At 59.0% G+C, this 25245-nt stretch carries 28 protein-coding genes; 25 read left to right on the forward strand and 3 right to left on the reverse strand.

What is annotated here, in order from left to right; all coding sequences use genetic code 11:
- The first annotated feature begins 47 nt into the window (after positions 1 to 47).
- Positions 48 to 527 (forward strand): SH3 domain-containing protein, encoded by a 480-nt coding sequence (locus E0502_RS12395; RefSeq protein WP_137678302.1) that lies wholly within the window; start codon positions 48 to 50, stop codon positions 525 to 527.
- A 62-nt stretch (positions 528 to 589) separates the two neighbouring features.
- Here the strand turns inward: E0502_RS12395 and E0502_RS12400 are convergent, their stop codons facing one another.
- The 3 genes from E0502_RS12400 to E0502_RS15245 all read right to left on the reverse strand — a co-directional run bounded on the left by E0502_RS12400 (position 590) and on the right by E0502_RS15245 (position 2428).
- Positions 590 to 982, reverse strand: coding sequence for a hypothetical protein (locus E0502_RS12400; protein ID WP_137678303.1), 393 nt, complete (start codon positions 980 to 982; stop codon positions 590 to 592).
- 80 nt (positions 983 to 1062) lie between these two features.
- Positions 1063 to 2259 (reverse strand): thiolase family protein, encoded by a 1197-nt coding sequence (locus E0502_RS12405; protein ID WP_137678304.1) that lies wholly within the window; start codon positions 2257 to 2259, stop codon positions 1063 to 1065.
- Positions 2260 to 2269: 10 nt separating this feature from the next.
- Positions 2270 to 2428 (reverse strand): hypothetical protein, encoded by a 159-nt coding sequence (locus E0502_RS15245; RefSeq protein ID WP_204517960.1) that lies wholly within the window; start codon positions 2426 to 2428, stop codon positions 2270 to 2272.
- On the opposite strand from E0502_RS15245, the gene E0502_RS12410 reads away from it, so the two are divergent.
- The 24 genes from E0502_RS12410 to E0502_RS12520 all read left to right on the forward strand — a co-directional run bounded on the left by E0502_RS12410 (position 2427) and on the right by E0502_RS12520 (position 25242).
- Entirely contained in the window at positions 2427 to 3848 is a 1422-nt protein-coding gene (locus tag E0502_RS12410) for a coniferyl aldehyde dehydrogenase (RefSeq protein WP_192895974.1), read from the forward strand. The genes E0502_RS15245 and E0502_RS12410 overlap by 2 nt on opposite strands.
- A gap of 128 nt (positions 3849 to 3976) precedes the next feature.
- Entirely contained in the window at positions 3977 to 5101 is a 1125-nt protein-coding gene (locus E0502_RS12415) for an NHL repeat-containing protein (RefSeq protein ID WP_240049064.1), read from the forward strand.
- Between the two features lie 117 nt (positions 5102 to 5218).
- The gene (ndhC, locus tag E0502_RS12420) at positions 5219 to 5593 is read left to right on the forward strand and encodes an NADH-quinone oxidoreductase subunit A (protein ID WP_137678307.1); all 375 of its coding nucleotides are present in this window, start codon (positions 5219 to 5221) and stop codon (positions 5591 to 5593) included.
- Positions 5590 to 6150, forward strand: a complete 561-nt coding sequence (locus E0502_RS12425) for a NuoB/complex I 20 kDa subunit family protein (RefSeq protein ID WP_137678308.1) — start codon at positions 5590 to 5592, stop codon at positions 6148 to 6150. The genes ndhC and E0502_RS12425 overlap by 4 nt, the downstream gene beginning before the upstream one ends.
- On the forward strand, positions 6147 to 6998 hold the full coding sequence (locus E0502_RS12430) for an NADH-quinone oxidoreductase subunit C (protein ID WP_137678309.1): 852 nt from the start codon (positions 6147 to 6149) through the stop codon (positions 6996 to 6998). Before E0502_RS12425 ends, E0502_RS12430 begins: the two co-directional genes overlap by 4 nt.
- A complete protein-coding gene (locus E0502_RS12435) occupies positions 6995 to 8206 on the forward strand; it encodes an NADH-quinone oxidoreductase subunit D (RefSeq protein ID WP_137678310.1) in 1212 nt (403 codons plus the stop codon). Before E0502_RS12430 ends, E0502_RS12435 begins: the two co-directional genes overlap by 4 nt.
- Positions 8203 to 9108: a hypothetical protein gene (locus E0502_RS12440; RefSeq protein ID WP_137678311.1), complete on the forward strand. Its 906-nt coding sequence runs from the start codon at positions 8203 to 8205 to the stop codon at positions 9106 to 9108. The genes E0502_RS12435 and E0502_RS12440 overlap by 4 nt, the downstream gene beginning before the upstream one ends.
- Complete coding sequence (locus E0502_RS12445; protein ID WP_137678312.1) at positions 9108 to 9290, forward strand: hypothetical protein; 183 nt, start codon at positions 9108 to 9110, stop codon at positions 9288 to 9290. Before E0502_RS12440 ends, E0502_RS12445 begins: the two co-directional genes overlap by 1 nt.
- Complete coding sequence (locus E0502_RS12450; protein ID WP_137678313.1) at positions 9283 to 9594, forward strand: hypothetical protein; 312 nt, start codon at positions 9283 to 9285, stop codon at positions 9592 to 9594. The genes E0502_RS12445 and E0502_RS12450 overlap by 8 nt, the downstream gene beginning before the upstream one ends.
- Positions 9587 to 10255 (forward strand): NADH-quinone oxidoreductase subunit NuoE, encoded by a 669-nt coding sequence (nuoE, locus tag E0502_RS12455; protein ID WP_137678314.1) that lies wholly within the window; start codon positions 9587 to 9589, stop codon positions 10253 to 10255. The genes E0502_RS12450 and nuoE overlap by 8 nt, the downstream gene beginning before the upstream one ends.
- Positions 10255 to 10395 (forward strand): hypothetical protein, encoded by a 141-nt coding sequence (locus E0502_RS15135; RefSeq protein WP_161593777.1) that lies wholly within the window; start codon positions 10255 to 10257, stop codon positions 10393 to 10395. The genes nuoE and E0502_RS15135 overlap by 1 nt, the downstream gene beginning before the upstream one ends.
- Positions 10392 to 11699 (forward strand): NADH-quinone oxidoreductase subunit NuoF, encoded by a 1308-nt coding sequence (gene nuoF, locus E0502_RS12460; protein WP_137678315.1) that lies wholly within the window; start codon positions 10392 to 10394, stop codon positions 11697 to 11699. The genes E0502_RS15135 and nuoF overlap by 4 nt, the downstream gene beginning before the upstream one ends.
- The gene (locus E0502_RS12465) at positions 11696 to 12460 is read left to right on the forward strand and encodes a hypothetical protein (RefSeq protein ID WP_137678316.1); all 765 of its coding nucleotides are present in this window, start codon (positions 11696 to 11698) and stop codon (positions 12458 to 12460) included. Before nuoF ends, E0502_RS12465 begins: the two co-directional genes overlap by 4 nt.
- Entirely contained in the window at positions 12460 to 14469 is a 2010-nt protein-coding gene (gene nuoG, locus E0502_RS12470) for an NADH-quinone oxidoreductase subunit NuoG (protein ID WP_137678317.1), read from the forward strand. The genes E0502_RS12465 and nuoG overlap by 1 nt, the downstream gene beginning before the upstream one ends.
- A complete protein-coding gene (gene nuoH, locus E0502_RS12475) occupies positions 14466 to 15527 on the forward strand; it encodes an NADH-quinone oxidoreductase subunit NuoH (RefSeq protein ID WP_137678318.1) in 1062 nt (353 codons plus the stop codon). The genes nuoG and nuoH overlap by 4 nt, the downstream gene beginning before the upstream one ends.
- Positions 15524 to 16012, forward strand: coding sequence for an NADH-quinone oxidoreductase subunit NuoI (gene nuoI / locus E0502_RS12480; protein ID WP_137678319.1), 489 nt, complete (start codon positions 15524 to 15526; stop codon positions 16010 to 16012). The genes nuoH and nuoI overlap by 4 nt, the downstream gene beginning before the upstream one ends.
- Positions 16013 to 16039: 27 nt before the next feature.
- Positions 16040 to 16660: an NADH-quinone oxidoreductase subunit J gene (locus E0502_RS12485; RefSeq protein ID WP_137678320.1), complete on the forward strand. Its 621-nt coding sequence runs from the start codon at positions 16040 to 16042 to the stop codon at positions 16658 to 16660.
- Between the two features lie 97 nt (positions 16661 to 16757).
- Entirely contained in the window at positions 16758 to 17063 is a 306-nt protein-coding gene (gene nuoK, locus E0502_RS12490; RefSeq protein ID WP_137678321.1) for an NADH-quinone oxidoreductase subunit NuoK, read from the forward strand.
- Positions 17064 to 17069: 6 nt separating this feature from the next.
- The gene (gene nuoL, locus E0502_RS12495) at positions 17070 to 19079 is read left to right on the forward strand and encodes an NADH-quinone oxidoreductase subunit L (RefSeq protein WP_137678322.1); all 2010 of its coding nucleotides are present in this window, start codon (positions 17070 to 17072) and stop codon (positions 19077 to 19079) included.
- Entirely contained in the window at positions 19079 to 20644 is a 1566-nt protein-coding gene (locus tag E0502_RS12500; RefSeq protein WP_137678323.1) for an NADH-quinone oxidoreductase subunit M, read from the forward strand. Before nuoL ends, E0502_RS12500 begins: the two co-directional genes overlap by 1 nt.
- Complete coding sequence (gene nuoN / locus E0502_RS12505; protein ID WP_137678324.1) at positions 20644 to 22107, forward strand: NADH-quinone oxidoreductase subunit NuoN; 1464 nt, start codon at positions 20644 to 20646, stop codon at positions 22105 to 22107. Before E0502_RS12500 ends, nuoN begins: the two co-directional genes overlap by 1 nt.
- A complete protein-coding gene (locus tag E0502_RS12510; RefSeq protein ID WP_137678325.1) occupies positions 22104 to 22814 on the forward strand; it encodes a biotin--[acetyl-CoA-carboxylase] ligase in 711 nt (236 codons plus the stop codon). Before nuoN ends, E0502_RS12510 begins: the two co-directional genes overlap by 4 nt.
- A gap of 11 nt (positions 22815 to 22825) precedes the next feature.
- Complete coding sequence (locus tag E0502_RS12515) at positions 22826 to 23602, forward strand: type III pantothenate kinase (RefSeq protein WP_137678326.1); 777 nt, start codon at positions 22826 to 22828, stop codon at positions 23600 to 23602.
- Positions 23599 to 25242 (forward strand): ribonuclease J, encoded by a 1644-nt coding sequence (locus E0502_RS12520; RefSeq protein WP_240049065.1) that lies wholly within the window; start codon positions 23599 to 23601, stop codon positions 25240 to 25242. The genes E0502_RS12515 and E0502_RS12520 overlap by 4 nt, the downstream gene beginning before the upstream one ends.
- Positions 25243 to 25245 lie beyond the last annotated feature (3 nt).

Here is a 25245-nt window from a genome sequence, read left to right on the forward strand (position 1 = left end):
TCGCATTGCGCTTGTCGCCCGGTGGGGCATCGTTCTATTCAGCCGGCATGTTCAAACGATTCCTTCCAGTGCTTGCCCTCGGGGTAGCATTTGCCTTCGGGCTCACATCGCCATTGTCCGCGCAGCAACGCGAGGTCCCCTACTGGGCGACGATCAACACCGATGAGCTGAATATGCGCGTTGGCCCCAGCCTCGAATTCAAGATCGCCTGGGTCTACCGGCGCGAAGGTTTGCCGTTGAAAGTCGTTCGGGTGGTCGAAGGGTGGCGCCTGGTGCGCGACCATGACGGGACCGAAGGCTGGGTCACTTCGAATCTCCTGTCTGCAGAACGCGGCGCGATTGTAGTGGGGGAAGGGCTTGCAGCCATGCGCGCTGCGCCCGCCGACAATGGCAAGCTCAAATGGAATGCCGAACCGGGTGTAAGCGGCAAGCTTGGCGACTGCGATGCAGGCTGGTGCCTGTTCGATGTCAACGGCCGCTCTGGCTGGGTAAAGACCGACCGCCTGTGGGGTGCCGGAAAGCCCTGAGCCGGATGGAAAAAGGGCGGCAATACATGCCGCCCTTCGTGTGCATTCAATAGCGCCGGTTCTTACGAGGCTGTTTCGACCTTCCGGACGGTTACGCTTTCGCCATCGTCATTGGTTGCAGTCCAGCTACCGTCCTCGGCCTTCTCGCCGTCGGTCCAGCATTCCGGGGCTGATCCTTCTTCGGAAGAGTTGAAGCAAGTCTGCCCGTTGACCATGGCCACGGTGCCCATCTCAACTCGTGCGCCGTCGACGCGATCGACGTAATTGCCGTCTTCATCGACGATGGTCGTCACGACGGTGCCGTCCGCCATAGTCGCTTCATATGTGCCGGCCATGGACTCTTCGGCTGGCGCTTCTGCAGTCGTCGCCGCGTCAGCTTCCACAGCTGCATCGTCTTCGCCCTGCGCGCAGGCGGCCAGTGCAACGCAGCTGGCCAGTGCAATCAACTTCTTCATTGTTTGTCTCCCTGAAAGAAGCGCGGGCAGTAACACCGATCCGGTGGTTTGCCGAGTCACGCCTCTATCTGCGTTCACAATCAGACCAGCTCGACCGCGATGGCTGTCGCTTCACCGCCACCGATGCAAAGGCTGGCGACACCACGCTTCTTGCCTTGCTGCTTAAGCGCATTGAGCAATGTGACAATAATTCGGGTGCCACTCGCGCCGATCGGATGACCAAGCGCGGTCCCGCCGCCATTGATATTGATCTTGTCATGCGAAATCCCGATGTCGCGCATCGCGAACATCGCGACGCAAGCGAACGCTTCATTGACTTCCCACAGATCGACATCGTCAACCGACCAGCCGGCTTTGTCCAACAGCTTCTGGATGGCGCCGACTGGTGCGACAGTAAATTCGGAAGGCTCCTGCGCGTGCGCAGCCATTGCCACGATTTGAGCGACCGGTTGCTGGCCGTTGGCGCTGGCGATGCTTGCACGGCTGAGCACGACAGCGGCCGCACCATCTGAAATCGACGACGATGTAGCAGCGGTAATGGTGCCATCCTTGGCGAATGCCGGGCGCAGCTGGGGAATTTTCTCCGGACGGCCTTTGCCGGGCTGCTCGTCCTGCTCGACGGTCACTTCGCCCGCACGGGTCGTAAAGGTCACGGGGACCACTTCATCGGCAAAAGCCCCGCTGTCGATGGCGGCATTTGCCCGGCGCAGGGACTCGATGGAATAATCGTCCATGTCCTCGCGCGTGAGCTGATACTCGTTCGCGGTGTCCTGCGCGAATGTGCCCATCGCGCGGCCTTCCTCATAGGCATCTTCGAGCCCGTCGAGGAACATGTGATCGTACGCCGTGTCATGTCCGATGCGTGCGCCTGAGCGGTGCTTCTTCAACAGGTAAGGCGCATTCGTCATGCTCTCCATGCCGCCGGACACGACATAATCCACCGTACCGCTGGCCAGTGCTTCTGCGCCCATGATGACGGTCTGCATGCCGCTGCCGCAAACCTTGTTCACCGTGGTCGCCTGGACCGATTTGGGCAGGCCGGCCTTGATCGATGCCTGACGGGCAGGGGCCTGGCCGAGGCCGGCGGGAAGCACGCAGCCCATGTAAGTGCGGTCGAACTTGTCCGCTGGCACACCGGAACGTTCGACGGCAGCTTTCACTGCGGTTGCGCCGAGATCGGTCGCCGAAATGCCCGCCAGCGCGCCTTGCATCCCGCCCATCGGGGTTCTTGCGTAGGACAGGATGACGATGGGATCGGCTTCGGAAAACTGCGGCATTGGAGTGTCCTTATTCTGCATATATCTGGCTCTGAGCGATGTAGTGCTGCACTGCGGCAATGGCAAACGGGATAGCTATCCGCAGGGGTTCAGCCGCGCTGTTTCGCTTGTGTTTGCTGCGTGTATCATCAACAATGGTGGCAAAGAAAAACCTTTGGGAGATCACCATGGCGACCGATCTGAACACAATTCTCGACACACAGCGCAAAGCTTTCACTGCAGCAAGGCCGGAAGGGCTCGATGTCCGGCGCGACCGCGTCAAGCGTGCCATTGCACTGCTGGTCGATCACGCTGACCCGCTGTGCGAAGCGATGAGCGAGGATTTCGGCAGCCGAAGCCATGCGCAAAGCATGATGACCGACATCGTCGGCACAGTGAATTTCGGCAAATATTGCCTCAAGCATCTGGACGGTTGGGCCAAGCCGGAAAAGCGCAAATTGCAGTTCCCGCTCGGCTTGCTCGGTGCAAAGGCGCAACTGCGGTTTGAGCCCAAGGGCGTTGTCGGCATCCTGAGCCCGTGGAATTTCCCGGTCAACCTCAGCTTCGGCCCCTTGATGCAGGTTCTGGCCGCGGGAAACCGTTCCATGATCAAGCCGAGCGAGTTCACGGAGAAGACCTCCGAACTGACGAAGGAACTGGTCGAAAAGTATTTCTCCGAAGACGAAGTGGCGGTGATCACCGGCGGACCGGAAGTTGCGCACGAATTCTCTTCGCTGGCGTTTGACCACCTTGTTTTCACCGGATCGACTGCGACAGGCCGGAAGGTAATGGAATCCGCTGCAAAGAACCTCGTACCGGTAACACTTGAACTGGGCGGGAAGTCGCCGGTAGTCCTAGGCAAGAGCGCGAATTTCGAACAGGCGGGTGAACGCATCGCGATGGGCAAGATGATGAACGCGGGCCAGATATGTCTGGCACCCGATTACATGTATGTGCCCGAAGAGCGCGAAGAAGGCGCGATTGCCGCAGTCGAATTGGGCGTGCGCAACATGTATCCCACATTGCTCGACAACGACGATTACGCCTCCGTAGTGACAGACCGTCACTATGACCGCTTGCAAGGCCTGGTCGCCGATGCGCGCGACAAAGGCGCCGAAGTTATCGAGATCAATCCTGCCGAGGAGGACTTTTCAAGCACCAATTCGCGCAAAATGCCGCTGACCATCCTGCGCAACGTGTCCGATGACATGCAGGCGATGCAGGAAGAAATCTTCGGGCCTGTCCTGCCGGTGAAGACATACAAGAATGTCGGTGAAGCCATCGACTACATCAATCAGCGGGACCGCCCGCTGGGCCTGTATTACTTCGGCGACGACGCGGGGGAGCGGGAGGAAGTGCTTCAGCGGACCATTTCCGGCGGCGTGACGGTCAACGACGTGTTGTTCCATGTGTCGATGGACGATCTGCCGTTTGGCGGAGTTGGTCCATCGGGCATCGGTTCCTATCACGGGCCGGAAGGCTTCCGCGAATTCAGCCATGCACGCTCGGTCTACACTCAGTCCAAGCGCGACATTGCAGGTCTTGCAGGGTTCAAGCCGCCCTATGGCAAGGCGACCGAGAAGGCGATTTCAGGCCAGCTGAAGAAATGAAGCCTTCGGCTGTTTGGGCGGCGGCCTGCCTGCTGGCAGGGTGCAGCATGCCTATGCAGCCGACTTCAACAGCGCCTGTCCTTGCCGAGGCCGAGCCATGGCGATCCCTGGATGAGTCGACCGGACAAATGGCGGATGTCGAGGCATTGGCGAGACTGGGGGCGGATTTTCCGGACAGTGGTTCGGTCAGGTTGAGGCTGTTGACGGCACAGTTGGCTGTTGCGGATATCGAAGGGGCGATGGCTTCGCTCGAATGGCTCTACGACCGTGGCTATGTCTTCAACGAAGAATCGCAGGCGCGCATCCCACAGATGTTCAGGGGCGTCGAAGCCGGTCGCATCGCGGAACGCTTGCGTGCCCGCCCCGAAGTCGTGGAGCGCAGCGCAATCTACGCCATTGTTCCAAAAGAGGCGGGTCTGATTGAGAGCGCAGTGCTGGCAGGTGCCGATGAAGCCCTTATAGTGACATCGGTTACGCTTAATCAGATCTGGTTTTTGTCCGAAGAGGGGAGTTGGCGATCCATCGTGCCGCCGGGCGTTGATGACCTTTCCGGAATTGCGGTTGATCCAGTCAGGAAAATGGTCTGGGCTGCCTCGTCCAATATTGACGGTTCGGACGATGACAGCGAGTATTTTCAGGGATTGCTCGGTCTGAAGCTTGACGTTCCCGACCTGGTGTATGTTGAGGCTCCGGAAGGCGTTGCGGTCTCCGATTTGCATGTGGCCAATGACGGAACGGTCTACGCCAGTGACCCGATTGGCGGCGGCATTTATTTTGCGCGGCCCGAAGATCAAAACCTGTCCACTTTGGTGCCTCCGGGGATTTTCCGCTCACCTCAAGGCCTCGCTACGAGCGCTGATGGCCTGTCACTCTATGTCAGCGACTATCGCTATGGGCTGGCTCTGATCGATACGCGAAGCGGGCGCGTTAGCCGCGTTGGCACTGACCGGCCGATGTTGCTGGACGGGATCGATGCCCTTTGGCGCAGGGGCAATGAACTCATCGCCGTCCAGAATGGCACCAGTCCAATGCGCATCTCAGCATTCAAGCTTAGCAGCGATGGCCAATCGATAATTGGGAAAAGATTACTCGAACAGGCCCATTCCGAATGGACCGAGCCGCTATCCGGCTTTCTCGCCAGTGATGCGTTGTACTATGTCGGCAATGGCCAATGGGGCAACTACAAGGATGGCGCATTGATTGCAGGCGCTGAACCTGTCTCTGCGCAGATACGCAGGCTGCCGCTCGACTGAGCGCTGGCAATTCCGCCTGATGCAACAACAGGCGCAGGGATTACACGATTCGCGCCCTTGCACCGGCCAGCCGAGCGGCCTAGAGGCGGGCACGAATTCAAGCTGTGGGATTCCCGCGTGGTCGATCTAAGCCAATACCTTCCAATCCTTCTTTTTCTGGGCATCGCTGTTGTTCTGTCTGCAGCATTCGTGTTCCTGCCCATGGGCGTATCGCGTCTCACCGGCACGCACAGTCCGGATGCTGAAAAGCTCAGCGAGTATGAGTGCGGCTTCCCTGCGTTCGAAGAGCCGCGCAGCCAGTTCGACGTGAAGTTCTATCTGGTCGCGATCAGTTTCCTGCTGTTCGATCTTGAGGCCGCATTCCTGTTTCCGTGGGCTGTCAGCCTGGATATAACCGGATGGGCGGGCTGGATCGGAATGATGATTTTCCTCGGCATCCTCGCGATCGGCCTGGCCTACGAATGGAAAATGGGGGCGCTGGACTGGCAATGAGCAACTCCGTAATCATTCCCGGAAGCGTCCCTGCTGCTCAGGGCGGCGATGTGCGCCAGCCGGACGAGGATTATTTCCGCGCGATGCAGACCGAGGTGAATGACAAGGGCTTTCTTGTCACCAGCACTGAAGATCTGTTCGAATGGGCCCGGACCGGTTCGCTCTGGTGGATGACTTTCGGCCTCGCCTGCTGCGCGGTCGAGATGATCCATGTGAACATGCCGCGCTATGATATGGAGCGGTTCGGAGTTGCCCCGCGCGCTTCCCCGCGTCAGTCTGACGTAATGATTGTTGCCGGTACGCTGTGCAACAAAATGGCCCCTGCATTGCGCAAGGTCTATGACCAGATGTCCAATCCGAAATACGTCATTTCGATGGGCAGCTGCGCCAATGGCGGCGGCTATTATCACTACAGCTACAGCGTTGTGCGCGGCTGCGACCGGATCGTGCCAGTCGATATCTATATTCCCGGCTGCCCGCCGACCGCAGAGGCCTTGCTCTATGGTGTGATGCAGTTGCAGCGGAAAATCCGCCGCAGCGGGACGATCGCACGATGACAGCGTTGCATTCGGCTCCGAAATACAGCGCGAACGAAGGCGTCCTTGATACGCTTTCGAAGGCTCTTGGCGATCAGCTGATCGATGCGCATGAAGAGCATGGTGAACTCCTCTTCCGAGTAAAACGTGAAGCGATCGAGGATGTACTGCGCATTCTGCGCGACGATCATGCCTATCAGCAGCTGGTGGAGATCGCCGGCGCGGACTACCCGTCGCGGCCTGAGCGGTTCGAAATCGTCTACATGCTGCTCAGCCTGACGAAGAACCACCGCATCATGGTCAAATGCTCGACCGATGAGAACACGCCGGTGCCGACCGTCACAACGCTGTGGCCGGTAGCTGGCTGGCTCGAGCGCGAGGTGTTCGACATGTATGGCGTGCTGTTCGATGGCAATACCGACTTGCGCCGAATTCTGACCGATTACGGTTTCGAAGGGCATCCCTTCCGCAAGGATTTCCCTCTGACCGGCTACACCGAGCTGCGCTATTCGGAAGAAGAGAAGCGGGTGGTCTATGAGCCGGTGCAGCTCGCGCAGGATTTGCGGCAGTTCGACTTCATGAGCCCATGGGAAGGCGCGGATTACGTGCTGCCCGGAGACGAGAAAGCGGACACGCCGCCGGTCGACAAGCCAAAGGTGACGGACAAGCCGTCCGACACCGGTGCCGGCAAGAAAACCGATGATCACGCGGCTGAAAAGGTCAGCGAGGGTGCCCCGGCAGAAGTAAACTCCGGAGTGGAAGAAGGCGCGCCTGAGCCAACCGAAGACCAGCCTGATCGCAAGGCCCGCAAGGGCAAGGCGCAGGACACCAAGGGCGCAACCGAGGTTGACGAGGGAGACGGCAAATGAGCATGCAGCTCGAAGAGTCGCCCACCACCGGTGACGAGGTCATCACAAATTACACGATCAACTTCGGGCCCCAGCACCCGGCGGCGCATGGCGTGCTGCGCATGGTGATGGAGCTCGACGGCGAGATCATCGAGCGGATTGATCCGCACGTCGGACTGCTCCATCGCGGCACTGAAAAGCTGATCGAGAACAAGACCTACCTTCAGGCGCTGCCCTATTTCGACCGGCTCGATTATTGCAGTCCGCTGGCGCAGGAATACAGTTACGTCCTTGCGATCGAGAAGATGCTCAATGTCGAGGTGCCGGAGCGGGCACAGTACCTGCGGGTGCTGTTCGCCGAGCTGACCCGTATCTGCAACCACATGCTCAACATCGGCGCGCATGTGATGGATGTCGGCGCGATGACCCCGAACCTGTGGGTGTTCGAGCTGCGCGAAGACTGCATGAACTTCTTTGAGCGCGCATCGGGCGCTCGCATGCACGCAGCATGGTTCCGCCCGGGCGGCGTGCATCAGGACGTGCCTGAGAAATTGTTGGTCGATATCGGCGAGTGGGTCGATAACCGGTTGCCGGAACTGTTCGGCGACGCGATGAGCCTCGTACTCGACAACCGGATATTCAAACAGCGCAATGTAGACATTGCGGTCGTCAGCCGTGACGATGCAGTGGCATGGGGCTTCTCCGGCCCCATGATCCGGGCCGCCGGTATCCCGTGGGATTTGCGCAAGTCACAGCCCTATGACGTCTACGACCGGATGGATTTCGAAATTCCGGTCGGCACCAATTCGGATTGCTACGATCGCTTCGTCGTGCGCGTGAAGGAAGTTTACGAAAGCGCGAAGATCATCAAGCAGTGCATCGCGGATATGCCGCAAGGCCCGATTGCCAGCCCCGATGGCAAGGTTTCCCCGCCCAAGCGCGGCGAAATGAAGCAGTCGATGGAAGCGCTGATCCACCACTTCAAGCTCTACACCGAGGGCTTCCATGTCCCGGCGGGCGAAGTCTACGTCGCGACCGAAAGCCCCAAGGGCGAATTCGGCGTCTATCTCGTCAGCGACGGGTCGAACAAACCCTATCGCTGCAAGATCCGCCCGACTGCCTTCAGCCATTTGCAGGCCATGGATTTCATGTCCAGAGGCCACATGCTGCCCGACGCGACCGCAATTCTCGGTGCCATCGACGTCGTGTTCGGGGAGTGCGACCGGTGATTGTGCGCGCATTCGGCATTCTTGCGCTCTGTTTCGGCACGGTATCGGCAAGCGCCCAGCCAAGCACCGATATTCCAGATCATGCGGTGGTGACTTCGGCGGTTTCTGCACTCGAACAGGGCGATGTCGAAGAGGCCGGTTGGCTGATCTCGCAAGTCGAGACGATTGGTGTTCCGGACAAGGCCTTTGCTACGCCGAAGCTGGCAATCGCGGCGCTCTTCGGCTGCCCCGCGAAGGAAGTGAAGCGGACCGGGCTCGGCTCGTTCCCGATGTTCCACTATGAATGGTCCTGTGCGAACGAGACCTACGTGGGCATGGTTGTTCCTGACGAGAAGGGAAAGAGCGTCGCGCTGGTCGACCTGGTGCCGAAATCGGTCGCAGAGGCGGAGGCGAAGGTCATGCGTGCGCCGCCGATGGTGCCACCGATGAATATGGCGCGCCGGACCCCGATGACGCCTGAGGAAATCGAAGCTGCCAAGCAACGTAGGGCTCAGGAAGACGCCCGCCGGTTGGCGCGTGCAACCCAACTGGCTCAGGCGGTGACGGATGGGCGGGGCGACGAAATCGCCGAACGGGTCTCGCCGTCTGCGCGCATTCTCTACGCGTTCCGCAATCCTTTCCTCAGCCAGAACTTTGTTGAAATGGACGGTCAAGGCGCACAAGCCTTCATCGACCAGGTGGCGTATGCTCATGAAGAGATGGGCAAGCCCAAGGCAGGTTCTTGCGAGAAGGGCGGCTATTCGGTTCTCTGCACATGGGAATTCCCAGCTGTAGGCAAGAAACTCATCGCCTTCATCGGCGTAGGAGGGGCGGAAGGTGACGATTGGAAGATCTACTCAGTGACCTTCAACTACGCGACGGCTGAAAAACTGCTCGAAGCGCAGCAGCGGGCAGCAAGCTGATGGTCCTGCGCGAACTCTTCATCTTCATAGCGGCGTTTGCGGCCTTCGCTTCGGCTGTCGCGGCCTATCTTGCTGCATTCCACGGAGCAGTAAGCTTTAAGGAAGTCCTCTCAACTGCCTTCGCTGCGGTGATCGGCCTCTATGCCGGTCGTTATTTGCAACACAGGCTGAGCCATGGCTGAGCGGATCAGTGACACTCAAGCTGCTGAGCAGCGCGCAGCAAGAAAAAGCGTACTCGCTGTGGCTGGTGTTTTCGTCGCGCTTGTGTTGGCGGGGCCGTTGATTTTTTTTGGGCTCACCAGCGATGCGACGAGTGGTTTTTTCGGGTTTGTTTCGGAGAACTTTTGGGTCACCGTCCCGATCTTGCTGATTGTTGTTTCGGTGGTTTGGTTGCCCATACTCTGGCTTGGAAGCCGTATGGATCGTAGGCATCTCGCCCACAAGCAAGATGAGCAAGCATTCAGCAAGGACGGAAAGAATGGCTGATCGTCATCTCGCACCCGATACGCCCGAACTGCGCGAGCGGTGGGGCAATTTCGCTTTCACCGACGCCAACAAGGCGAAGGCGGATTGGCATATCGCCAAATATCCCGAAGGCCGCCAGAAATCGGCGGTCATGCCGCTGCTGGATCTCGCCCAGCGCCAGGTCGGCGAGGAAACCGACACGCAGGGCTGGCTGCCGCTGCCGGTGATGGAATATGTCGCGGACTATCTCGACATGCCGGTAATTCGGGTGGTCGAGGTTGCGACCTTTTATTTTATGTACAACCTTGTTCCTGTCGGGAAATTCCACGTTCAGGTGTGCGGCACGACGCCGTGCATGTTGCGCGGCAGCGACGATATTTTCTCCGCCTGCAAGAAGCGCGGCATGGAGAAGGGCAAGGTGTCCGAAGACGGGCTGTGGACGCTGACCGAAGTCGAATGCATGGGCAATTGCTCCACTGCGCCGATGGTCCAGATCAACGATGGCAATTACGAAGACCTGACCGTCGAACGGCTCGATGCGGTTCTCGACGCGCTGGCTGCTGGCGAGCAACCCAAAGAAGGCACGCAGGAGCCGGGTCGGCGCACGTCCGAACCGTCAGGCGGGCCGAGCACGCTTAAGGAAATGGTCACCGAGAACCACGACTACCGGGGGGATTGGTGATGGAATTCGCACCCTTTGCTGTCGCGCTGATCCTCGCCTTCATCGCTTACAAGGCGATCGCGGGCCTTGTGAAATTCGCCGCCATCGCCGCGCTGGTGATCGGCGCTATCTATATCTATTCGCAGGGCTATTTCGCATGAGTCTGCAGGATAAGGACCGTATCTTCACCAACCTTTACGGCTTCCAGGACTGGGGCCTGAAGGCGGCGCAGGCGCGCGGTGACTGGGATGATACCAAGGCGCTGATCGCGCGCGGCAATGATGCTATCATCGACGAGATGAAGGCATCCGGTCTGCGCGGGCGGGGCGGGGCGGGTTTCCCGACCGGTCTGAAATGGTCGTTCATGCCAAAGGAAAGCAAGGACGGCCGCCCGAGCTTCCTGGTGATCAACGCCGACGAGTCCGAGCCCGGTTCGTGCAAGGACCGCGAGATCATCCGTCACGATCCGCACAAGCTGATCGAAGGCGCGCTGGTCGCCGGTTTCGCGATGCGCGCGCGGGCGGCCTATATCTACATCCGCGGCGAATATATCCGAGAAGCGGAAACGCTGCAGAAGGCCATCGACGAGGCCTATGCTGCAGGTTTGATTGGCAAGAACGCCAGCAAGTCAGGCTATGATTTCGACGTGTTCATGCACCGCGGTGCGGGCGCATACATCTGCGGTGAAGAAACCGCGATGATCGAAAGTCTGGAAGGCAAGAAAGGCCAACCGCGCCTGAAGCCGCCGTTCCCGGCGGGCGCGGGCCTTTATGGTTGCCCGACCACAGTCAACAATGTGGAATCGATCGCGGTCGTGCCGACAATCCTGCGGCGCGGCGCTTCGTGGTTTTCCAGCTTTGGCAACGAGGGCAATCACGGCACCAAGCTGTTCCAGATCAGCGGCCATGTCGAAAAGCCGTGCGTGGTGGAAGAGGAAATGAGCATTCCTTTCCGCGAGCTGATCGATAAACACTGCGGCGGCATCACCGGCGGTTGGGACAACCTCCTCGCGGTAATCCCGGGTGGTTCTTCGGTTCCGCTGGTTCCGGCAGAGCAGATCATGGACTGCCCGATGGATTTCGACGGCTTGAAAGCGGTGGGCTCGGGCCTTGGTACAGCGGCGGTCATCGTGATGGACAAGTCGACCGACATCGTTCGCGCGATTTCCCGGATCAGCTATTTCTACAAGCATGAATCCTGCGGTCAGTGCACCCCTTGCCGTGAAGGCACAGGATGGATGTGGCGCATGATGGAACGGCTGCGGACCGGCGATGCCGCGATCGAGGAAATCGATATGCTGCAACAGGTCACCAAGCAGGTCGAAGGCCACACCATTTGCGCCCTTGGCGATGCGGCGGCATGGCCGATCCAGGGCCTGATCAAGCATTTCCGGCCGGAACTTGAGCGCCGGATCCACGAGCACAACGCGCAATTCGCGCCTGAGACTTTGGAGGCGGCGGAATGATCAGATTTCCGCTCGCTGTTCTCGCTTTTGCGCTCGCGTTTCCCGCGTTCGCGCAAGATGACGATTTAGAACGAAAGCGTGACCGTTTCATGGAGCCGGATTCGCAGCTGGGAACCCGGTTCAAGCAGGCTCCGGAAACCGCCAGCGAAACGGACGCACGGCAGATGCAGAAGCGCCTCGCCAGATGTGTTTTCTACGGCAACAAGGAAGAGATCGCCGAGTTGCTGGCCAACAGCGATTTCGACCGCATCGACTTCGATGCAACCGCCTTCACCAGCGACGAATTTTTCGACGACATCGACTTCGGGCGCTGTCTCGGTCGGTCGATGAAGCAATCCCAGTACAAGATTGTTGCGCGAATTCAGTATTCGACGCTGCGCAATTTGCTCGCTGAAGAAGCCTATTTGTACGAGAGCAAGAACTCGCCTGTTCGTGAAGACGGTGCACCAACGCTGATCGAAGACCGCTTTGCATATGTGAAAGGCAGCCCTCGGGCCGCCGTTCTTGCCGAAGTGTCGGACTGCATCACTTTCCGCAACGGTCCTGCTGCCCATGTTCTTCTCGGCGAAGTTCCGGGCAGCAAGGGTGAGGGTGAGGCACTGGAGGCGCTTTGGCCTACTTTGCTGACCTGTCTCGAAGCGGAAGAACCGCCAGAGTTAAGCACATCGATGGTTCGCCAGATGATAGCCGACGGTATGTGGGCGCGCAGCCATTACAGTGCGTGGTCAAAAGGCCCAGTCGAAGAAACGGTAGCTGAATAATGCCCAAGGTCACAGTAGACGGACAGGAAATCGAGGTTCCGGACGGCGCGACCGTTCTGCAGGCCTGCGAACTTGCGGGCAAGGAAATCCCGCGCTTCTGCTATCACGAGCGGCTGTCGATTGCCGGTAACTGCCGTATGTGCCTGGTCGAAGTGAAGCCGGGACCGCCCAAGCCGCAAGCTTCCTGCGCGCTTCCGGCCACTGACGGTCAGGAAATTCGCACCGACACCCAGATGGTCAAGACCGCGCGCGAAGGCGTGATGGAATTCCTGCTGATCAATCACCCGCTCGATTGCCCGATCTGCGACCAGGGCGGCGAGTGCGACTTGCAGGACCAGGCCGTCGCATATGGCCGTGGCGGCTCGCGCTACGACATGAACAAGCGCGCGGTGACCGAGAAGTACATGGGTCCGCTGATCAAGACGGTGATGACCCGCTGCATCCACTGCACCCGCTGCGTGCGCTTCTCCGAAGAGATCGCCGGAGTGGATGAAATCGGCGCGCTTTATCGCGGCGAGGACATGCAGATCACCACCTATCTGGAACAGGCGGCGGAACATGAGCTGTCCGCCAATGTGATCGATCTGTGCCCGGTCGGCGCTCTGACCTCGCGCCCCTATGCGTTCGAGGCGCGTCCGTGGGAACTGAAGAAGACGCTCAGCATCGACGTGTCCGACGCGGTCGGCGCAAACATCACGCTGCATTCCAAGGGCCGCGAAGTGATGCGCGCAACCCCGCGGATCAATGACGACGTGAATGAGGAATGGCTCAGCGACAAGGGTCGCTACATGGTGGACGGGCTGACCAAGCGCCGTCTCGACAAGGTATTCCTGCGCAAGAAGGGCGGATTGAAGCCTGCGACGTGGGAAGAGGCATTCAAGGCGATCGCCACGGCTAAGCCCGGCAAAAGCATCGCTGCCGTTGCAGGCGACATGGTTGATTGTGAGACCATGTTCGCTGCCAAGGCGCTGCTCAAGGCATCGGGCTCGAGCCTGCTCGAAGGTCGCCAGACCGGCATGGATTACGACGTGTCGAATCTCGCGGCGGTCAACTTCAACACGACCTTTGCCGGGATCGAAAACGCCGATGCGATCCTGATCGTCGGTAGCAATATCCGGTGGGAAGCGCCGTTGGTCAATGTGCGCCTGCGCAAGGTGGTGAAGCGCGGTGCCAAGGTCTACATCCTCGGCCCGAGTTGGGACCCGACCTATCCGGCGACCTTCCTCGGCGAAGATCTCTCGGTGCTCTCGAAGCTGCCGAAGGACCTGATTGACGCTTTCAAGGCAACCGAACGGCCTGCGATCATCATGGGCGGTGCGGCGCTGGCTAAGGGTGCGCTCGGCGCGGGCTTGGCTGCGGCGGACAAGCTCAAGGTTGTCAAGGATGGCTGGAACGGTTTCAACGTCCTCCACTTCAGCGCGGCGCGCATGGGCGGGCTGATGCTCGGCTACGCACAAAAGGGCGGCATGGCGGATATTGCTGCAGCCAAGCCCAAAGTGCTGCTGGCGCTCGGCGCGGACGAGATGGACTTCGAGCCGTTTGCCGACAGCCTCAAGGTCTATATCGGCCATCACGGCGACAAGGGCGCGCACGCAGCAGATATCGTTCTGCCCGCCGCGAGCTTCGCTGAAAAAGACGGGACCTACGTCAACACCGAAGGCCGCGTGCAGTTCGCCGAAAAGGCCGTATTTGCTCCCGGTGATGCGCGTGAAGACTGGACCATCCTGCGTGCACTGGCCGATGCACTGGGCGTATCGGTTGGTTTCGACAGTTTTGCAGAATTACAAGCCGCGATGATCGCCGAAGTGCCAGCTCTGGGCGAGGAAGGACTCGCCGATCTTGGTGCGCTGCCCAAAGCGGACAGCAAGGCCAAGGCCGAGGGCGCAATTTCGGCCTATCCGATCAAGGATTTCTACCTCACCAACCCCATCGCCCGCGCCAGCGCGGTGATGCAGCAATGCTCGGCGGAATTGCTGCATAGCGACGAGCTGAAGGAGGCGGCCGAATGACCGAATTCTTCCAATCCCTCGGCATGAACTATGAATGGGCATGGTTTAGCGCCACGATCGCTGGCATTCTGCTGATCGCGCTGCCGCTGATGCTGGCAGTCGCGATGATCATCTATATGGACCGCAAGGTCTGGGCGGCGATCAACCTGCGGCGCGGGCCGAACGTAGTCGGGCCGTTCGGACTGCTCCAGTCGTTTGCCGACGGGCTCAAGGTATTCCTGCAGGAAACGATCGTCCCGAGCGCGGCGAACAAGGGTATCTTTTTGCTCGCGCCGATCATCACCTTCACCGTGGCGCTGGGTGCGTGGGCGGTGATCCCGTTCGATGCGGGTGTGGTGCTGGCGGACATCAATGTCGGCCTGCTCTACATTCTCGCGATCAGTTCGCTGTCGGTTTACGGCATCGTGATGTCGGGCTGGGCATCCAATTCGAAATATCCGTTTTTCTCCGCCATGCGTGCCGCCGCGCAGATGATTTCCTACGAGGTCTCGATCGGGTTCATCCTGGTTTGCGTGGTCTTGTGGGCGGGAACGTTCAATCTGAGCGAAATCGTCGAGGCGCAGCGCGGCCACGGCCTCGGCATCGTCAACGGTTACTGGTTCAATATTCTGCTGTTCCCGATGTGGGTGATGTTCTTCATCTCCAGCCTGGCGGAAACCCAGCGTGTGCCGTTCGATTTGACCGAGGCGGAAAGTGAACTCGTCGCCGGGTACCAGACCGAATACAGCTCGATGAGCTTCGCGCTCTTCTGGCTCGGTGAATACGCCAACATCCTGCTGATGTGTGCGCTCAATGCGCTCCTGTTCTTCGGTGGCTGGCTGCCGCCGCTGGATGTGGACTGGATCCCGTGGTTCGACATTCCCGGCATCGTCTGGCTGTTTGCCAAGATCCTGTTCTTCTTCTTCATGTTCAGCTGGGTCATGGCGACCGTCCCGCGTTACCGGTATGATCAGCTGATGCGCCTGGGGTGGAAAGTGTTCCTGCCGATCAGCTTGTTGTTCGTTGCCGTCATTTCCGGATATCTGATGGCCACCGGTCACTTTGGAGCAGCCGCATGAGTACGGTCGCACACCTCATCAAATCGTTCACCCTGTGGGAATTCGTGAAGGCGCATGCCCTCACACTCAAATACTTTTTCAAACCCAAGGTGACGCTCAACTACCCGTTCGAGAAGAACCCGCTGAGCCCGCGTTTTCGCGGCGAGCATGCGCTGCGCCGTTATCCAAATGGCGAGGAACGCTGCATCGCGTGCAAGCTGTGCGAAGCGGTTTGCCCGGCGCAGGCGATTACCATCGAGAGCGAGCCGCGCGAAGACGGCAGCCGCCGCACCACGCGCTACGATATCGACATGACCAAGTGCATTTATTGCGGCTTCTGTCAGGAAGCCTGCCCGGTGGATGCGGTGGTCGAGGGGCCGAACTTCGAATATGCGACCGAAACGCGTGAAGAACTGCTCTACGACAAGGCAAAATTGCTGGCGAACGGGGACAAGTGGGAGCGGGCCATTGCCGCGAACCTTGAAGCCGATGCGCCCTATCGATAGGGGCCGCCCAGAAATGGCTGAAACCCAATGATCCAGACAATCGCCTTTTATCTTTTCGCGACAATCGTCATCGCCAGTGCGGTGATGGTGATCACGGCGAGGAACCCGGTGCATTCCGTGCTGTGGCTGATCCTTTCGTTCTTCAATGCGGCGGGCTTGATGGTGCTGGTCGGTGCAGAATTCATCGCGATGTTGCTGGTCGTTGTGTACGTCGGCGCGGTCGCGGTGCTGTTCCTGTTTGTCGTCATGATGCTCGACATCGACTTTGCCGAGCTTCGCGCCGGCTTCATGAAAAATTTCCCCTTGGGTATCGCCGTGGCGTTGATTCTGCTGGCGGAACTGGTGCTTGGCATCGGCGCTTACCAGACCGGCGCAATCGAACTGGGCGATCCAAGCGGTGTCGGTGCGCCGCGCGTGGGCGAAAGCAATATCGAGAATATCGGGGCGCTGCTCTATACCAAATACCTGTTCCTGTTCGAAGCTGCCGGGATCGTGCTTCTGGTGGCAATGATCGGTGCGATCGTCCTGACTCACCGTCCGCCAAAATCGCGGCGGAGCCAGCAAGATGTCGGCAAGCAGAACCGCCGCCGTCCTGAAGAGGCGACGGTGATGAAGAGCCCGCCCGTGGGCGAGGGGGTCGAGCTGTAATGTCCCTCGGTATTTTCCAGATCCTGATCATCTTGATCGTGCTCGGCGGGGCCGCTGTTGGCGTTTTCGCTCTCATTATGGTTGCCAGGGGGCGCAAATGATCGGCATCGAACACTACATTGTTGTCAGTGCGATCCTGTTCGTGCTGGGCGTACTCGGCATCTTCCTCAACCGGAAGAATATCATCGTCATCCTGATGGCGATCGAACTGATCCTCCTCGCGGTGAATATCAACCTGGTCGCCTTCAGCGCGTTCCTCAACGATCTCGTCGGTCAGGTGTTCGCGATGTTTGTGCTGACTGTTGCAGCGGGCGAAGCGGCTATCGGGCTTGCTATTCTGGTTGTTTACTTTCGCGGCCGCGGTAGCATCGCTGTCGACGATCCAAGCCGGATGAAGGGGTAAGCACCAGTGCATCCGATTCTTGCCATCGTATTCCTGCCGTTGCTGGCAGCTATCATCGGAGGGCTGACCAACAAGGCGGCCCCGGCGGTGTTTACCAAGTCCATCACGACGGGCGCGTTGTTCATCAGCGCCGCGCTCAGCTGGCCGATTTTCCTCGGCTTTGTGGCGGGGACCGTTGAACCGCAAGTCGTACCGGTGCTGCAGTGGGTGCAGTCGGGCACGTTAAGTTTCGACTGGTCGCTGCGCATCGATGCGCTGACAGCGGTTATGCTGGTGGTGATCAACACCGTTTCCGCGCTCGTCCACCTGTATAGCTGGGGCTATATGGAGGAAGATCCGGACCAGCCGCGTTTCTTCGCCTACCTCAGCCTGTTTACCTTCGCCATGCTGATGCTGGTGACGGCCGACAATTTGGTGCAGATGTTCTTCGGGTGGGAAGGGGTTGGCCTTGCAAGCTACCTGCTGATCGGTTTCTGGTTCAAAAAGCCGAGTGCCAATGCCGCCGCCATCAAGGCCTTTGTGGTCAACCGCGTGGGCGATCTGGGTTTCATGCTCGGTATCTTCGGCACGTTCCTTGTCTTCGGCACCGTTTCCATCCCGGAGATCCTCGAAGCCGCACCGGCCATGAGCGGCAGCGACATAACGTTCCTCGGGATGCGCCTCTACACGATGGATATCCTGTGCATCCTGCTGTTCATCGGCGCGATGGGCAAATCGGCCCAGTTGGGCTTGCACACCTGGCTACCCGATGCGATGGAAGGCCCGACGCCGGTTTCAGCGCTGATCCATGCTGCCACCATGGTTACCGCCGGCGTGTTCATGGTCTGCCGTTTGTCGCCGATGTTCGAGACTGCGCCGACCGCGCTGATGATCGTCACTTTCATCGGAGCAGCCACTTGCTTCTTCGCTGCGACGATCGGCACCACCCAGTGGGATATCAAGCGCGTCATCGCCTATTCGACCTGTTCGCAGCTTGGCTATATGTTCTTCGCTGCCGGTGTCGGCGCCTATGGCGCGGCGATGTTCCATCTGTTTACGCATGCCTTCTTCAAGGCGCTGTTGTTCCTTGGTGCAGGCTCCGTAATCCACGCGATGCATCACGAACAGGACATGCGTTATTACGGCGGGCTACGTAAGAAAATCCCGATCACGTTCTGGGCCATGATGGCCGGAACTCTGGCGATCACCGGTGTTGGTGTACTGGGCTTCTTTGGCTTTGCCGGTTTCTATTCGAAGGATGCGATCCTCGAGGCAGCGTTTGCCCGCGGTACGAACATGAGCATGTTCGCTTTCTGGATGGGCGCGATCGCGGCATTGCTGACCAGCTTCTACAGCTGGCGCCTGATGTTCCTTACTTTCTGGGGCAAACCGCGCTGGATCGAGAGCGAGCATATCCAGCACAGCGTTCACAAGACGCCGGAAGAAGCGGGCGAAGATACGACGGGTGGCTATCACCCGCACGAGAGCCCGATCACCATGCTGATACCGCTTGGCGTATTGACTCTGGGTGCGATTTTTGCCGGTTACCTGTTCAAATATCCGTTCATCGACGGATCGAGCGAGATGGTCGATCCGAACGGTTTCTGGGGCGCGTCGATCTACTTCAACGAGAACCTGATCCACGCGCTGCATGATGTGCCATTGTGGGTGAAGCTGACGGCGACGGTGGTGATGCTGCTCGGTCTGTTCGGGGCGTGGCTGGCGTATATCAAGGACACCAGCATTCCCGGCAAGTTTGTCGAGCAGTTCAGCCTGGTGCATCGCTTTGTCTACAACAAGTGGTATTTTGACGAGCTCTACAACACGATCTTCATCAAGCCGGCGTTCTGGATCGGCCGGCTGTTCTGGACCAGAGGCGATATTGGCATAATCGACCGCTTCGGTCCGAACGGCGCGGCGTGGATCGTCGAGCGCGGCGTGGGTGCCGCCAAGCGGGTCCAGTCGGGATATCTCACTAGTTACGCACTGATCATGCTGCTTGGCCTGGTCGCGGCGATTACCTGGATTTTGATGTAATGGACGGCTTTCCGATCCTCTCCGTAATGCTCGGCGTTCCGCTGGTCGCGGCGCTCGTCTGTCTCTTTGTCGGGGCGAATGGCGCGCGCTGGACAGCGCTGGTGGCGACGCTCGCCAATCTCGCACTGGGCGTGGTGCTATGGCTCAATTACGATGTCGGCGGCGCGCAGTGGCAGTTTCAAGAAAGTCAGAACCTGTTTGCGGGCTTCAAATATGCGCTGGGTATCGATGGTATCGCACTGATGCTGATCGTTCTCAGCGTATTCCTCATGCCGATCTGCATACTCGCGAGCTGGGAATCGATCCAGAAACGTGTCGGGGAATACATGGCAGCGTTCCTGTTCATGGAATTGCTGATGATCGGCGTTTTTGCGGCGCAGGATCTGTTCCTGTTCTACATTTTCTTCGAGGCCGGTCTCATCCCGATGTATCTGATCATCGGTATCTGGGGCGGCGATAACCGCATTTATGCGTCGTACAAATTCTTCCTCTACACGCTGTTCGGATCGGTCCTGATGCTGATTGCCATGTTGTGGATGGCCAACCAGTCCGGCACGACGGACATTCCGACACTGATGCAGTACGATTTTCCGGTCGGGGCACAGACCTGGCTGTGGCTTGCATTCTTTGCCAGTTTCGCTGTGAAAATGCCGATGTGGCCGGTTCACACCTGGCTACCCGATGCGCATGTGCAGGCCCCGACCGCGGGGTCGGTCATCCTCGCCGGCGTGCTGTTGAAGATGGGCGGCTATGGCTTCATTCGCTTCAGCCTGCCGATGTTCCCGGAAGCTTCCGCTCAGTTTGTCTGGCTGATATTGGGCCTGTCGATGGCAGCGGTGATCATCACCAGCCTGATCGCTCTGGTCCAGCACGACATGAAAAAGCTGATCGCCTATTCCTCGGTCGCGCACATGGCCATCGTGACCGCCGGCCTGTTCGCATTCAACCAGCAGGGCCTCGAAGGCGCTATGGTCATGATGCTGAGCCATGGCCTGGTTTCAGGCGCGCTGTTCCTGTGCGTCGGGGTGATTTACGACCGGCTGCACACGCGTGAAATCGACCGCTACGGCGGCCTTTCGATCAATATGCCGAGATACGCGATCTTTTTCCTGTTGTTTACGATGGCCAGCATCGGTTTGCCCGGGACCAGCGGTTTTGTTGCGGAGTTCCTCAGCCTGATGGGCATTTATGAAGTGTCGAGTGTGGCCACCTTCGTTCTGACCACAGGGATCATTCTGGGGGCAGGCTACATGCTCTATCTTTATCGCCGTGTGGCTTTCGGCGAGCAGAAGAACGCCGATGCGGCGGCGATGCCGGACCTGAATATGCGTGAATACATCATGCTGACGCCGATTGCGGCTGCGGTGTTGTGGATGGGTGTTTACCCGGAAAGCTTCCTTGCTCCGATGCGGCAGGATATCGCAGCACTTGATGCGCGCCTTGCCCGCGCGGAACCTGCAGGTGACGCGAAGATCGAAGCGGGCCCTCCTCGCGAAAAGGCAGCAAATTACATTGAGTATGCGGGCGATCATGGCGAAGGTCATGAGAGCGAGGGAGAGCAGTGATGAGCTACGCGTCTTCCTTCTACTTCACCATGCCGGAAATCATTTTGGCCGTGGCTGGCCTCGCGCTGCTGATGGTTGCAGCATTCGCGGGTAAATCGTCGGCACGTCTTGTCACGATACTGGCGGTCGCTGCCCTTTTCGGGGCGGGTATCTTTACTACGCATCTGTTGATCGACCCGGCGTATTCCCTCGGTGGCGATGCTTTCAGCGGCGTCTACCGGATGGATGCTTTCGGAGGGTTCACCAAGCTGCTGGTCTATCTTGCAACCATCGGTTGCCTGATCGTCACACCGCGCTTTTTCGGGCCATCGGGTGAATACCGCCCTGAATATCCGGTGCTGATGCTGTTCGGTGCGGTCGGTATGGGCATGATGGTGTCCGCTGTCGACCTGATGACGCTTTACATCGGCCTGGAGCTGTCGAGCCTTGCATCCTATGTGCTGGCAAGTTTTGCCCGCAACGATGATCGCTCAGCGGAAGCGGGCCTCAAATACTTTGTCCTTGGGGCGCTGGCGTCCGGCATCCTGCTTTACGGTATGAGCCTTGTCTACGGTTTCACCGGGGCGACCGATTACCTTTCGATTCGCGCGGCGATGGACGGCGGCCTTTCGGGCGGCCTCTTGTTCGGCATTGTCTTCGTGCTCGCCGGTCTGGCCTTCAAGATCGCTGCAGTGCCGTTCCATATGTGGACACCGGATGTCTATGAAGGCGCTCCGACCCCGGTGACTGCCTTTTTCGCCACAGCGCCCAAGGTCGCGGCGGTCGCAATCCTGATGCGCATTGCGCTCGATCCCTTCGGACCGGAAATCGGTTCGTGGCGACAGATTGTGATCTTCGCAGCTCTGGCATCGATCGTAGTCGGTGCGCTGGGGGCGATCGGTCAGGAAAACCTCAAGCGGCTGCTCGCCTACAGTTCGATCAACAATATCGGATTCATCCTGATCGGCCTTGCAGCCGGGACACAGGAAGGGGCCGGGGCGATGCTGGTGTACCTCACCTTCTACGTCGCGATGACCCTCGGCAGTTTCGTTGCCGTTCTGATGCTGCGGGATCGTGATGGAAACCAGGTCGAAAAGCTGTCCGATATCGCCGGCCTTTCTCGCTCGCATGGCGCGTTGGCGCTGTGTCTGGCCGCGATGATGTTCAGTCTTGCCGGTATTCCGCCTTTGATGGGTTTCTGGGGCAAGTTCGTGGTCTTTCAGGCTGCAGTCAACGCGGATCTGATCTTGCTGGCTGCATTGGGCATCGCAGCCAGCGTTATCGGGGCGTTCTATTATCTCAAGGTCATCAAGGTGATGTATTTCGATGCGCCCGCAGAGGTGGTCGAAGGCAAATCCGATATGGCTCACTGGTCCGTTCTGGCGCTGACGACGCTGTTCGTCTCGCCGCTCGGCTTCCTGCTGACGCTGTGGCTGGGTGACTGGGCGGACCGCGCGGCAGCGGCGCTCTTTTTCGCAGCTTGATACACACTGTTGCTGAAACCGGTTCAACCAATGCCGACCTGGCTGCGCGCTTGCGCAGGGGTGAATATGTGCCTGAAGGCGACTGGCTGATTGCCGAGCGCCAGAGCGCCGGGCGCGGGCGACAAGGCCGGGACTGGTTTGACGGCTACGGCAATTTCATGGGCTCTACTGTCGTTCACCCGTCCGACCGCGATCCACCTGCGCATACTCTGACGCTGGTTGCCAGTCTGGCCCTGTATGAAGCGGTCGTACAGTTGCTGCCGGAGCCCGGAATGCTGACGCTCAAATGGCCCAACGACCTGATGCTGTCGGGCGACAAGCTGTCGGGCATTCTGCTTGAGAGGGAAGGCGACGCCATCATAGTCGGCATCGGTGTCAATCTGGCAATTGCGCCTGACTTGCCTGATCGCGCGACTTCATCGCTAGCCGATGTCGGCCCTGCACCCGATTGCGAATTGTTTGCTACAACTCTGGCAGGCCATTTTTCGCGAGAACTCGATCGGTGGAGGCAATTCGGTCTTGAGCCGATCCGCAACCGTTGGATGGCCGCGGCGCATCCGGTAGGAACACCGCTCTCTGTCCATGACGGGGCCAATACGTCGCAATCCGGCACCTTTGCCGGCCTCGCACCCGAAGGTTCTCTCCTGCTTCGCTTGGAAGACGGCACCACACGTGCCATCCATGCGGGCGATGTCTTGCTTGCCTGAAGGAGGCTGAAATGCTGCTTGCTGCCGATGTCGGGAATACCAATGTGGTCTTTGCCCTGTTTGACGGGCGGGAGATCAAGGCACGCTGGCGCATTGCGACCGATCCGCGCCGGACGGGTGACGAATACGCAGTGTGGCTCCTCCAGTTGATCAAGATCGAGGGATTCTCTCGCGAGGACATCAAGCAGATTATCTTTGCTTCGGTCGTCCCGCGGGCGAACCATAATCTCACCGTTTTGGCAGAGAAATATTTCGGGATCACACCGATTGTCGCAGGGCAGGGCGTTGCAGCATGGCCATTTGCGATCGACGTCGACCAGCCCAGCTCGCTGGGGGCAGATCGGGCGTTGAACATACTCGCAGCACACGACAAATATGGCGGCGACCTGATCGTGGTCGATTTCGGGACGGCAACCAAGTTCGAAGCGGTCGATTTCAATGGCGCTTATAAAGGCGGCATTATTGCGCCTGGGATCAACCTATCGCTCGATGCGCTGGTGGGCAAAACGGCGAAACTGCCGCGTATTGCCATCCGTGCGCCGGAAGGGACCAGCGTTATCGGCCGCAACACAGAAGACCAGATGTTGATCGGCGTGTTCTGGGCTCACGTGGCGATGATGGAAGGCCTGATAGCCCGAATGCGGGCAGAAATTGGCCGCCCGGCAGAGGTTGTTGCGACCGGCGGTCTTGCCATCCTGTTCGACGAAAAAACCGATATTTTCGACCATGTCGATGGAGACCTGACGATTCAGGGACTCGCCATACTTGCGGAGCGTGCAAACCAGTGAAAAAAGATTTTTCGCCTGAAAGTGAACTGCTTTTCCTTGCCCTGGGCGGGTCGGGCGAGATTGGGATGAACGTCAACCTCTATGGCTGTGACGGCAAGTGGCTGATGGTCGATCTGGGCATGACCTTCAGCGGCAACGAATACCCGGGTGTCGACCTGGTTTTCGCCGACCTGGATTTTATCGAGGAGCGCACCAAGGATCTGGTCGGGATCGTGCTGACCCACGGACATGAAGACCATATCGGAGCGGTACCCTATTTCGCCGCCGAATTGGGTGTACCGCTCTTCGCGACTCCGTTTACGGCAGAACTGGTTCGTCGAAAGCTTCAGGAAGCAGGGCTGTCCAAAGATGTCGCTCTCTTCGTGATCGACGATCTCGAACCATTCGATCTTGGTCCTTTCACAGTAAACTACGTGCCCTTGGCCCATTCTATTGCTGAAGGGAATGCGCTGGTCATCGACACCCCATACGGCCGGATATTCCATACTGGCGACTGGAAGCTGGATGAAGACCCGATCATCGGCGAACCAACGACCGAAGAAGAGTTGACCGCTATCGGAGACGACGGCGTGCTCGCCATGGTGTGCGATTCAACGAATGTTTTCAATCCGAACCCCAGCGGCTCGGAAGGGGCGGTATACCAGGGGCTGATGGACGAGGTGTCCAAGCACACCGGCAAACGCGTCCTGGTGACCACATTTGCTTCCAACGTTGCCCGCATGCACACGCTGGGCGAAGTCGCGCGGGAGACCGGGCGCAAGGTCTGCGTTGCCGGTCGGTCACTGGACCGGATTCTCGAAGTTTCCCAATCGAGCGGCTATCTGACCGATTTCCCGCAGCCGGTCGATTTCGATACAGCGATGCGATTGCCACGCGGAGAAGTGATGATCATCGCTACGGGTGGGCAAGGTGAGCCGCGCGCTGCGTTGTCCCGTATCGCCGATGGCAACCACCCGATAGAACTGGCGCGCGGTGATGTAATCCTGTTTTCCAGTCGCCAGATTCCCGGCAATGAAATTGCCATCGGAAAGGTACAGAACCAGCTTGCCGAACGCGGAATAGTGATGGTGACCGATCGTCAGAGCGCGATCCATGTTTCAGGCCACCCGGGGCGTCCGGAGCTGGAGGCACTATACGGGTGGTTGCGCCCTGAAATACTCGTGCCGGTGCACGGTGAAATGCGTCATATGCAGGAACAGGCGAGGGTTGGCCGCGAGAGCGGTATCCAGCACACGGTTGTCCAGAAAAACGGCGATATGATCCGGCTCGCGCCCGGCAAGCCCGAAAAGCTGGCTGAGGTCAGAGCGGGGCGATTGGTGCTCGATGGAGATATCATTATTCCGGCTGACGGCGGAGCGATCGCGATGCGTCGCCGTATTGCCTACAATGGCGCAGTGTTCGTGGCGCTGGATAGCAAGCTGCAACCACATATCGAGCCGCTTGGCTTGCCGCTGGATGAAGATGAGCCGGATTTCATCGCAGAAGCCATGGAAGATGTAGGCTCAGCGATTGGACGACTGAAGGGCCACGCGCGCAAGGATTCCGCGCAAATCATGGAAGCAGCAAGGCTCGCGACCCGACGTGCCGCTCAGCGCTGGAGCGGAAAAAAGCCTCATGTTCTCGTGCGGATGATCGGCTGAAGC

The sequence above is a fragment of the Parerythrobacter lutipelagi genome (assembly GCF_005434975.1).
Taxonomy (GTDB): domain Bacteria; phylum Pseudomonadota; class Alphaproteobacteria; order Sphingomonadales; family Sphingomonadaceae; genus Parerythrobacter_A; species Parerythrobacter_A lutipelagi.